Genomic DNA, 9,793 nt, shown 5'->3' with positions numbered 1-9,793 from the left:
CTCTGGTCGGGCTACGCCCTCCCGACGTTCCCCGCTCGCAGCAGCGCCAGTGGCCTGGTTTTGCGCCGCCCAATGGCCGGTTTTTGCTCCGCCGTTGACAATGGTCGCTTCATCGACAACATCTACATGAGGAATGGTACGGCGCGACAGGCCGATCACCTCATCGAACGTTCCTTGTGCTTCAAGCGCTTCGAGCAGTGCCCTGCCGATGCCGCCGGTCGAACCGACCACCACCGCGATATTCACCGAGACCTCCCGTTTCGGTATGGGCAAGCCGCAGCCGGTTGCGATCGCGCGGCTGCGGCCCCGGGCTCAATGGCCCTGCGACGACATCACATTGATGGCATGATGACAGCGTCGATGACGTGTATGACACCGTTATCGGCCTCAATATCGGCCTGGGTGATGTTTGCATCGTTCACTTTGGCGCCGCCCTCAAGCGTGAATGTAACGTTGCTTCCCTGGACCGTGGCTGCGGTCATTCCTTCGGTGAGGTCGGAAGATGCCACGCTGCCTGGTACGACGTGGTAAGTGAGGATCGACACGAGCTGGTCTCGGTTTTCTTCCTTGAGCAGATCGTCAACCGTGCCAGCGGGGAGGGCCGCAAATGCGTCGTCCGTCGGCGCAAAGACAGTGAATGGTCCATCGCCCTTCAGCGTCTCGACCAGGCCCGCAGCCTCGGCAGCTGCAAGCAAGGTGGTGAAGTTGCCGGCCTGGCTGGCGGTGTCGACAATGTCTGCGGCAAGTACGGACGTGGTCATCGCGACGGCAGCTGCGCCGGAAATCATCAATTTCTTCAGCATCTTTGCTTTCCTCTCATGTTCGCGGTTCGGGGAGAGACCAGGGGTCATCTCGCATCGACATACGAGGGGAGCCTTCACGCGGTTCACCGCGGCGAGGTCACAAAGAATTGTGGAGTGTCGAGCTTGGGGCCGGCAACGCTTTGCCGGTGTCAGTCGCGCAGGCAGGTTACGGGAGCGGTGGCTCTGTGACTAGATTATATCGCCTGCAGCTATTCCAAGAGTTGAGGCGGCTTGGTGCGCGTGTGAGGCAAGCACCTCGAAGTGTCGTCTTCGTCCGCTGTTGTCTCGAAAATGGAGACCAACTTGGCGCGTCTCCATCCAACCTTCAATCGACAGCATCCGAACATCCTGCCCATTCTGGAGTTCGGCACGGGCGTAGAGCTCCGGGAAGATGGAGCATCCCATACCTATTGATATCATTTGACGAATGGAATCGAGACTCGTGCCGGCATAATCCTCAATGACCGTTGCTCCCGAGGCCTCTGCCAAGTGCTGAACGTTTTCCAGCAACCGATTACCGCGTCCGAGTGCCAAAAGGCGTTCTTGGCGCAGTTCATCCAAGGCGACAACGTGACGGTGCGCGAGGCGGTGGTCGGCCGGCACCCCGAGATAGAGCCTCTCGTTCCCAATCGGGATGAATGTCAGCGACGGCTCACCGCATGAAGGACCGAGACCGCAGTCGAGCGTACCTTCTGCAACCGCAGTCTCGATCGCAGCCGGACGATCCTCGACTATGTAGATCTTCAGGTCCGGATACGTCTGGTGCAATGGGGGTAGAAACGTCGGTAGGAAGTAAGGCCCGAAAGTGGACGGCGTGCCCAGCCTTATCACGCCGCCAAGCGCTGCGGCGTCATCGGTGACTGCGTCCATCAGATCGTTCATGGCTGCGATGGTAACGCGCGCGCCGTGGAGAAATCGTTCCCCTGTGGGCGTGAGCAGAACGGCGGCCGGAGTACGCTCGAAGAGTTGGATATCGAGGTTCTCTTCAACCAGGGCAATCTGGACCGAGAGCGTCGGCTGGGACACATGACAGCGCTTTGCGGCTTTCCCGAAATGACCGCACTCTGCCAGTGCGACGATATATTCGAGTTGGCGAAGCGTGGGACGATACGGCATGAGCAATAGTTATGCGCTATTGTCGCCATTTCAACAATCAATTGGCGCAATCATCCGGTCGTGACCAGATCAGCCGAGCGTGCAGGCGCGTCCTGCACCGGACAGTCTGGCACTTCAGGGATTGAAAAAGCTCAAGCTCAGGTTCCGGGAGCAGATCGAGTATCTGGAGCGGCTCAACCGGGAAGGGCAGGCGACATCCATCCCCGTCATCCGCCGCAGATTCACTACGCCGACGGCTGCGCGATCACGGGCGTGAGGGTGCAGCCATGCATCGTGCAAGGCGCGAGGATGGGGAGACGGTCCCATGTCGGCTACGGCGGAGCGCGCCAGGCACCGCATGGTCGCCGCTTGCTCTTGCCGCATACGCTGGCAGCGCAGGGATAGTCCCTTTGGATGGCCGGCATGGGCAGGGGTGGCGCATCAACCGCCTGGTTTGTCCAATTGGCCACTCCTCTTTTCGGGTCGCTCATTGCGAGCGTCTGGTCGACTGCAATCCAGCGCTGGCCAAGTGAAATCCGCCGCCGGTTCTGCATAACCGGCGGGGCTCGATTCAATCCCCTGGTCCGGGCCCCTCTGGCGAGAGCTGCCGGTCCTCTCGCGATGTCGGACATTTCAAACCTGGTGAGCGACCGGCGGGAGAGTTCACGTGGAAATTGCCCTCTTGTTCACCGACTGGCTCGGCAAGCCGGTCTGGATGTGGCTCGGCTTCATTTCAATCGTCATCGCACTTCTGGTCTTCGACCTTGGTGTGCTTCACCGCGATAATCGTGAGATCGAGGTTCGTGAAAGCCTGATCTTGTCATCGATGTATATCAGCCTAGGCCTCCTCTTCGGCGCCTGGGTATGGTGGCAGCTGGGCGCCGAGCCAGGTATGAACTATCTCACCGGCTTCGTCGTTGAGAAGACGCTGGCACTCGACAATGTCTTCGTGATCGCTCTGGTCTTTTCCTTTTTCGCAGTACCGCGCAAATATCAGCATCGCGTGCTGTTCTGGGGCATTCTCGGCGTCATCGTGTTGCGCGCGATCATGATCGGGCTTGGCGCGACCCTGGTCTCTCAGTTTTCCTGGGTTCTTTATATCTTCGCGGCGTTCCTGATAATAACCGGCATTAAGATGCTTTGGCTAGGCGACAAGGAGCCCGAGATCGGCAACAACCCCGTGATCCGATTCGTACGCCGCCTCATAAATGTCACTGACGAACACCACGGTAAGAACTTCTTTGTGAAGAAGCGTGATCCGGTAACCGGGAAGCTGGCCTGGTTTGCAACGCCGCTGTTCATGGCGCTCGTCATGGTCGAGATTGCCGACGTTATCTTCGCAGTGGATTCGGTTCCGGCGATCTTTGCCATCACGACAGATCCGTTCATCGTCTACACGTCCAATATCTTTGCCATCCTTGGTTTGCGTGCGCTCTATTTCGCGCTTTCGGCGATGATCCAGCGGTTCCATTATCTGAAGCCGGCGTTGGCCGTGGTTCTAATCTTCATCGGCTCGAAGATCTTTGTGGCCGACATGCTCGCCCTGGAGAAATTCCCCGCGTCGGTCTCGCTCGGCGTGACGCTGGCGATTATTACCGCTGGCATCTTCTACTCTTTGTGGCGCACGAGCCGGACGGGGGCCCCACAGTGATGGCAACGCTGGTCGCGCCAATGGAATTTGCTCCTTCGAGCAGGTTGTGCTCGGCGCGCTCGCCCGGTCGGACCTGACGATCCCGAAGCCGGTGGCAGGGCGATGGCAGCCTATCTCATGGCAGCAACCAGTCTGAAGGGCGGGACAGCGGTCTCTGCGGGAGGTTTCAAAGTGATCTGGCGATCTCAGCAGTTTCGCGGCGGGCGTTCTCCGCTGTCTTGCCCCTGCCGGGCTTCTGGTCATAGCGGTAGGGCCTCAAGCGACTACCGACGGACGGTCGTGCGACTCATCTGCCTCGCGTGGTCAAGGCATTCGCCAACCTCGCCCCTGGATGGGGTAAACGCTGCGATGCCGGCAACTGAGCAAGGGGTGATCAATCGAAGATGTCAGCGATGGCAGCCTTTTCGGCTTTCTCCCAGCGGCGCACGTCTTTGTTTACGGCTTCGATTTCTTTGTCGCTGAGATGGTGGGCGCCGTCTTTGTCGATGCGACACAGGCTGAAGGGTTCACCGACACTCGAAGAGGTCAAGTCGAGCGCCTGCAGGACACGCAGCACCGCCGCGCAACCAAAACGCAGGGACCGCTCGGTCAGATGGAAGTGGGACAGCAGCGAACCGGCCTGCTGAGCCATAGCCGCGCCACTGCCAATTGCATGGAATCCAATATCAGCGTAGTGGCCGATCATGCCAGACGGCGTTATCTCGACAATCCACGGTTCACCGTCACGCCATCCGGCGGCCATGACGTAAGCCGACGGCGTCCCGCCGCCTTCTTCGCCCGGCACGTCGGGAATGAAGGTGTTGTAGTGATGGCTCAAGATCGGAAGGACCTGTTCCTGCAATGCCCGTCCAATGTCGGGTGCCTCCAGGATCGCAGCGCTGTTCTCGTTGAAGCAACGTTCAACGTCGTACAGAACAGATCGCGCGCCGCTGCCACCCCACGCCGCCAACTTGCCTAGCGGGTGAAGCTTCTCGGCGGGATATGTCATGCCTCGCCCCTTGTCGGTGATCTGGGAGTCCGAGCCGAGCACGACTCCATCTCGGCAAACGGTGGCAAGTGCCGTTGCTGAAGCCGCCCCGGTTGACCGGGGCGGCAGTTCTTGGGATCGACGAGGACTACCAGGGACGGTACCAGCCCGCGACGACAGTCTGTTTGTCACGATGGTTCCCGCCGAGTGTGCCGCCGAAGTAGGCCGCAGCGGCACTGACGACCAGCGACGCAGCTGCGATAAAGGCTGCAAGCATTGCGGTACGGCGAGCCTGATCCGCCACCTCGCGCGCGTCCTGCTCGAACTCTTGAGCCTGGGCGATCACTTCATTGATGCGTTGCTCTGCCTCTTCAGGAGAAACCCCGGCCCGCTCGGCTGCCACGGCCACGAGATACTGGCGGTCTGCATCAGCCAGTCCGCCATCGGTTGTCACGGCTGACAGCAGGATTCGAGCGACCTCGTCTCGCGTGCCTTCGTCGATCGGGTCGGCACCCGGAGCGCCGCGAAGCGTTCTGTCGACCAGCAGTGCATTTGGATCGAGAGCATCGGTGGCCGCCACTGTGGCCGAGCCTACGGCCGACGCGGCTGCACCTGCGGTCTGTCCGACAACCGTCGCCGTGCCCATTGCGCCGGAATAGGCGAGGGTAGCTGCGACCAGCGTTGCGACGGCCCATACGACGACACCGTGTGAGCCGTCGCGCAGGTCGGATTCATACTCGGTCGCATCGCCGACGCGCCGCCGCATACGCCCGGCAAGATAGCCGCCCGCCATCGAAGCTGAGACCTGAACCCACAAGAGCCAGAGCCCGCCGACGACCGCGATCCAGAACAAGGATGCCGATTGACCTTCATGGGCAGATGTCAGCGACAGGCCCAGCGCCGCGCCGAAGGTCAGCAGGACCAACGAAATGGCAGCTGCAACCGCGGCGCCTGCGAAAATTGCGGACCAATCGACATACGAACGACCCTCATCTGCCTGGGGTGTTACGATGGTTTCTTCAACAATTGCCATCTCAGCCTCCCTCAGCGCAGACCGAAGAAAGACAGGATCGCCATGATCACGACCACGAGCCCGACGAGATAGATGATTCCGTGCATAAGAGCCTCCTGCGTTGCGGAAGGCTAAACGCCGCATTCTCGCCAATGTTCCGCCGGCTTGTTGACCTATTTCGTCGACCATGGCGGCAGATACGCCGTTGGGTCCGGCTGTGCCACGACGCCGTCTTCAATGTCCTGTGCGAGGATGTCCTTAAACGTTTCCAGTATCGCGCCTTCGCCATGCGGCTAGAACGACCGGATTGTCCACTCGCGCAGCTTCACCTGTATCTCGGCTTAGACTTCGTGCCGACTGCGACTGCGACATCGTCATGTTGCGTATCCGACCAGCGACCGCTGCAGAAACCGAGTCGTGAATGACGGCAGGAAAGCCCTCGGGCAAAGACTTTTCGATCGACTCGATCGCATCGTTCGCACGTGTGACGACGTCTTCGATTGCATCAGGAACCAGAAATTTCGGCAGGCCAGCTTCAGCGCCGGTTTGAATGAAGTGCCGTGCGTGAACCTGGTCGATGCGATAGTGTCGACTATCGCCGACCGACATCGCCAGCTTCATCTGCTTGCGCTGGATTTGATGGGAGTCGAGGCTCGGTTGTGCCGTCAGGACGTCGTAAAGCGGCGTCATTTGGTAAGTGCCGCCGCTCCCTAGGAAGATGCTGAAATTCTTGGCATGGCCATCGGTCGCGCCAAGGAGCCAGAACAGGATTTGCGCCTTGATGAAGGCAGACTGATCTTCTGCCGGACTATCGCCGCCTTTGAGGAGATCGAGGATCGCGACCATGCCGGGGCCGCCGTCGCTTTGGTATTTCAGCGTAGGAGGAACCGAGAGTGCCTGACAGCAATCCTCTTGCGGCAGGCGGAGCAATCTTCCGTCCGAGGTCCAGCGGCGATCGAACCGCTCGATAATGAGCGTCTTCGTTTTCCCGAATGTTCTGATTTCAGCTTTGTTGACCGGAAGGCCGAACGCTTCGAGAAACTTCAGGCAATAGAACTCGTTCTCGATACTGCTCGACAAATCGATGCCATTGGGCAAGGTGCCGATCTGTGTCTTGAAGATATGCGTTGTAGGGGTCGCACCGTGCGGCTTGATCCATTTGCCATCAAGGTAGAGCAGGGCGGTTTTCTGCTGGGCACCTGCAATCGATATCCGGAAGTCGTCGTCACGGCTCAAGCCAAGCGGTGCTTGCGCGAGGCCGCGCAAAAGTCTGTCGATAGCCGCGTCATCAACAGCTTCGCCCTTGATCGTGCCGGTCGCATCGATCGCCTCGTCGTCAGCGGGGATGAATTGCAGGGCTCCTACACAGTCGTGGCCGATTGCCGCGAGCATGCTGTAAGCGTCAGTTCCCCGCGCGCCGACTTTTTCGGCCACCCGGCGGCGCAGTGCGTCGGAGTCGGGGAGCAGGTTATCGAATACCGCGATGACCGGTTTGCCTCGGAAAGGCGTTTCCCGTAGGGGCAGCGATAGTGAAATAGGGAGAGTATGCTCCCAATCGAGCCAGCTTTGATCATACTGGAATTCCAGCGCGCCGCTTGTTTCCTTGCTGAAAAATCCGACCAGCCGGTTATTGAGATAAACGCGTAGCGGCTCATACGTGCGACGTCGCGCCATCAGAAGATGTCCTCAATGTCCGAAGGATGGCGTTTCGATCGCGGTAGGATTCTGAATTCCAGATCGAGGGCGGCGAGGACGGCAAGAACTGTCTCCAGTTTCGCCGCCGGGTTGCCGGTTTCGATAAGGGAAATGGTCTCCTGCCGCAGTCCCGCTTTGGTGCCGAGCTCAGTCTGGTTAAGGCCCTGCTTTTTGCGGGCGCGCTGTACGATGTTTCCGATCTGCTTCGGATTGCGTGCCAAGTTTGTCATTTCGGTAGTTATGCTCTAATTCCGATAAAAGGTCAATATCGGATTTAGCACATAACGACGGATTATGTGTTAACCGCGATAAAATAGATCTTATGCATTCGGTCGCATAAAGAGCTGTCACGGCGGTTGAGGAGATCTCCAATGTACTAGTCTAGGATTCGGTGAAACACTTCGTCATCGACCAGTAGCCGAATTGCCTTCTTGGTGTCATTGTTCCTGGTGATGATGCCACATCGTCAGTCCATTGTCGGCGCGCTGGCGCTGTCAGCGATCATCATGCTCACGCCCTAGAGTGAAAAGGAGGTAGTAATGACAACCTCTAGAATTTCGATGCGTGGAGTTTTCTATCCCGACGAGTTCGAAGAAATGCGCGACGAACTGTCCCGCGGTGACGTTCCCGACGAAAACGTCAGCAGAGCGTGGAGGACGCGCGTAGGTAATTTTTGAGCGGAACACGAGCAAGGGTGAAGCTAACCCCGCCGCCGACCATTCCGGGTCCAGCGATCTTCCAATTGAATAGGGGCTGAAAATGTCCCAGTTCATCGCCCCGCTGGCACCGGCCCAGGCGGTCTTCTGTAACCCTGCTTAACCGTCCGTATCGTCGTCAGGATTGTCGACTTCACAGCCGATGCCGTGGCAACCGATGTAGTTGCCATCGGGATCGAAATTGGGATTGCCGTCTCTATCGAAGCTTGGCCGCGTATCGATGTCGTCGCTGCGTTGCGATGCCTGCCGGTCGCGATCGCGTCGTTCTTGTGCCTCCATTCGGTCGAGCGAGCGCTGTTCATCCGCTGTGCGTTGCGCATCTTGCCTCATCATGCACGTGGCAAAGCCGTCCGTTCCCGGTTGGAACCCGAAGGAGTTGCATTTTTCAGCGTCCATCGCGCGCTGATCGTCGGTGCTGACACACCCAGCCGCAGCAAACGGCAAAAGCAGGATCGGCAGGAGTTTGAGTGTCAATCTCGGCATTGTCCCTCTCCGATAGCCGCCCGCCGCCACAACAAGGTAACCACACGTTGCGCTTTCGGACAACCTGCGCGCGAATTGCAGTTGAGCTCGGTGCTTCCATTTCTTCCGCGTCCAATGGCGACTTGCACGTTTTTAGGATCTCACCTTCCTGTCTGGTGCGATTGAAATTGCCCCGAGCGGAAGCTGCCGTATCCGAGGCCCCACCGGGGCATATTCGGGGCTTTGCGTGCGGACCCCGCCGTAACGTCCCCGAGCGCCGCTTAGGGTCCGGACCGCTCCGAGCTAGCGGTCCTAGTATTAGCGATATTTGACATCCACCACCTGTAGGTTCACGCTGTCTATCCGATTGAAACAAATAGGGAGCGAAAGATGAGCATTACGACCAGATGGAACGATTATCGGCCAACGAAGGGTGGGCTCGTCTGGACAGCAGTCGGTGCCAGTGTCTTGACGATGGTTGTCGGCTTCACTTGGGCCGGATGGGTCACAGGCGGCTCTGCTCAAGCGATGGCGGACCAAGCCTCGCAGGACGCACGTGAGCAACTGGTCGCATCGCTCTGTGTCGAGAATTTCATCGCCGACGCAAACGCCGCAAATAACCTCGTCGCTCTGAAGAAGGAGAGCGCCTATCAGCAGGATGACTTCATCGAGGATGGCGGATGGAACACTGTCACGGCACTCGATAAACAAGTTAGCGGCGCCTCTGATATCTGTGCCGACCAACTCATAGCGATGGAATCGCTTCCAGCGCGAACGGTAACTCCGGATTCGTCTGCCGACGAGATGCCGGCGACCGACAGTTAAATAAGTGGCTGCTCTCGGGCGGTGACGAGGTTGCCGCCCAGGCCCTGCGGGGGACAATTGGTATCAGGAACACCGCATATGGACGCTTTGGAAACTCCGCTTTGCGCCAGCCATATGGGACACCTGCGCCCCGGTAGTGTTTCTTGTCGGAACTCGCGATGAAAATTGCTGCTATCTGGCTCTTGTGGAGCGTCCTAGCAATGTGGCCGGTCGCGGCGCTTTGCGACGACTTGTCCGACCGCAGCGCAAACATTCACAAAATCGTTGCCGCGCTCGATGCAACCGATCTCAGCGCAAATGAAATCCGTTCGCTCAAAAGCTACAACGGTATAAATGTTATCGACCTGAGCGAATTTGACTCAGCATATGAGAACCAAGCGATCGAATTGGCTCTGAGAGATACAGATGATGGCTGGGCCATGGTACAAACTGCCATCGTAGCCAACGAAAAGCTCAAGCTGGAACTTTTACGCCGCTCGGTGGCGATTCGTAATATCGTCGCCGCAACGATGGACGATAGGGAAACAATCACAATCTACGTTCGGTGACATTGAACCGTCCGATACA

The 9,793-nt window shown here is 58.5% G+C and carries 11 protein-coding genes; 3 read left to right on the top strand and 8 right to left on the bottom strand.

Going from position 1 to position 9,793, the window contains the following annotated elements; all coding sequences use genetic code 11:
* From V1479_RS24085 to V1479_RS24075, 3 genes are all read right to left on the bottom strand, one after another.
* The coding region (locus tag V1479_RS24085) for an NAD-dependent epimerase/dehydratase family protein (RefSeq protein ID WP_368805088.1) at positions 1-246 on the bottom strand (246 nt) is incomplete at its 3' end.
* Between the two features lie 86 nt (positions 247-332).
* Positions 333-788, bottom strand: a complete 456-nt coding sequence (locus tag V1479_RS24080; RefSeq protein WP_376769215.1) for a fasciclin domain-containing protein — start codon at positions 786-788, stop codon at positions 333-335.
* Between the two features lie 204 nt (positions 789-992).
* A complete protein-coding gene (locus tag V1479_RS24075) occupies positions 993-1,919 on the bottom strand; it encodes a hydrogen peroxide-inducible genes activator (RefSeq protein WP_173194437.1) in 927 nt (308 codons plus the stop codon).
* Positions 1,920-2,565: 646 nt separating this feature from the next.
* On the opposite strand from V1479_RS24075, the gene V1479_RS24070 reads away from it, so the two are divergent.
* Positions 2,566-3,549, top strand: coding sequence for a TerC family protein (locus V1479_RS24070; RefSeq protein WP_368805087.1), 984 nt, complete (start codon positions 2,566-2,568; stop codon positions 3,547-3,549).
* Positions 3,550-3,922: 373 nt separating this feature from the next.
* Here the strand turns inward: V1479_RS24070 and V1479_RS24065 are convergent, their stop codons facing one another.
* The 5 genes from V1479_RS24065 to V1479_RS24045 all read right to left on the bottom strand — a co-directional run bounded on the left by V1479_RS24065 (position 3,923) and on the right by V1479_RS24045 (position 8,422).
* The gene (locus V1479_RS24065) at positions 3,923-4,537 is read right to left on the bottom strand and encodes a proteasome protein (protein ID WP_368805086.1); all 615 of its coding nucleotides are present in this window, start codon (positions 4,535-4,537) and stop codon (positions 3,923-3,925) included.
* Positions 4,538-4,664: 127 nt separating this feature from the next.
* A complete protein-coding gene (locus V1479_RS24060) occupies positions 4,665-5,549 on the bottom strand; it encodes a hypothetical protein (RefSeq protein WP_173194442.1) in 885 nt (294 codons plus the stop codon).
* Positions 5,550-5,786: 237 nt separating this feature from the next.
* The gene (locus V1479_RS24055; RefSeq protein ID WP_368805085.1) at positions 5,787-7,202 is read right to left on the bottom strand and encodes a type II toxin-antitoxin system HipA family toxin; all 1,416 of its coding nucleotides are present in this window, start codon (positions 7,200-7,202) and stop codon (positions 5,787-5,789) included.
* Entirely contained in the window at positions 7,202-7,453 is a 252-nt protein-coding gene (locus tag V1479_RS24050; protein ID WP_173194444.1) for a helix-turn-helix domain-containing protein, read from the bottom strand. Before V1479_RS24050 ends, V1479_RS24055 begins: the two co-directional genes overlap by 1 nt.
* 585 nt (positions 7,454-8,038) lie before the next feature.
* Positions 8,039-8,422 carry a hypothetical protein gene (locus tag V1479_RS24045; protein ID WP_173194570.1) on the bottom strand — a complete coding sequence of 128 codons (384 nt, stop codon included), beginning with the start codon at positions 8,420-8,422 and terminating at the stop codon, positions 8,039-8,041.
* Positions 8,423-8,791: 369 nt separating this feature from the next.
* Between V1479_RS24045 and V1479_RS24040 the strand changes: the two genes are divergently transcribed.
* The gene (locus tag V1479_RS24040) at positions 8,792-9,226 is read left to right on the top strand and encodes a hypothetical protein (protein ID WP_173194445.1); all 435 of its coding nucleotides are present in this window, start codon (positions 8,792-8,794) and stop codon (positions 9,224-9,226) included.
* Between the two features lie 158 nt (positions 9,227-9,384).
* Positions 9,385-9,774: a hypothetical protein gene (locus V1479_RS24035; protein WP_173194446.1), complete on the top strand. Its 390-nt coding sequence runs from the start codon at positions 9,385-9,387 to the stop codon at positions 9,772-9,774.
* Positions 9,775-9,793: the final 19 nt, after the last annotated feature.

Source organism: Neoaquamicrobium sediminum, assembly GCF_040970315.1.
Taxonomy (GTDB): domain Bacteria; phylum Pseudomonadota; class Alphaproteobacteria; order Rhizobiales; family Rhizobiaceae; genus Aerobium; species Aerobium sediminum.
This window is presented reverse-complemented; position numbering and strand designations above follow the sequence as displayed.

What these genes read in the sequence shown, in the direction of transcription:
- V1479_RS24080 (WP_376769215.1), bottom strand. Translation starts at nt 788, where the DNA reads ATGATTTCCGGCGCAGCTGCCGTCGCGATGACCACGTCCGTACTTGCC.
- V1479_RS24075 (WP_173194437.1), bottom strand. Translation starts at nt 1,919, where the DNA reads ATGCCGTATCGTCCCACGCTTCGCCAACTCGAATATATCGTCGCACTG.
- V1479_RS24065 (WP_368805086.1), bottom strand. Translation starts at nt 4,537, where the DNA reads ATGACATATCCCGCCGAGAAGCTTCACCCGCTAGGCAAGTTGGCGGCG.
- V1479_RS24060 (WP_173194442.1), bottom strand. Translation starts at nt 5,549, where the DNA reads ATGGCAATTGTTGAAGAAACCATCGTAACACCCCAGGCAGATGAGGGT.
- V1479_RS24055 (WP_368805085.1), bottom strand. Translation starts at nt 7,202, where the DNA reads ATGGCGCGACGTCGCACGTATGAGCCGCTACGCGTTTATCTCAATAAC.
- V1479_RS24050 (WP_173194444.1), bottom strand. Translation starts at nt 7,453, where the DNA reads ATGACAAACTTGGCACGCAATCCGAAGCAGATCGGAAACATCGTACAG.
- V1479_RS24045 (WP_173194570.1), bottom strand. Translation starts at nt 8,422, where the DNA reads ATGCCGAGATTGACACTCAAACTCCTGCCGATCCTGCTTTTGCCGTTT.
- V1479_RS24040 (WP_173194445.1), top strand. Translation starts at nt 8,792, where the DNA reads ATGAGCATTACGACCAGATGGAACGATTATCGGCCAACGAAGGGTGGG.
- V1479_RS24035 (WP_173194446.1), top strand. Translation starts at nt 9,385, where the DNA reads ATGAAAATTGCTGCTATCTGGCTCTTGTGGAGCGTCCTAGCAATGTGG.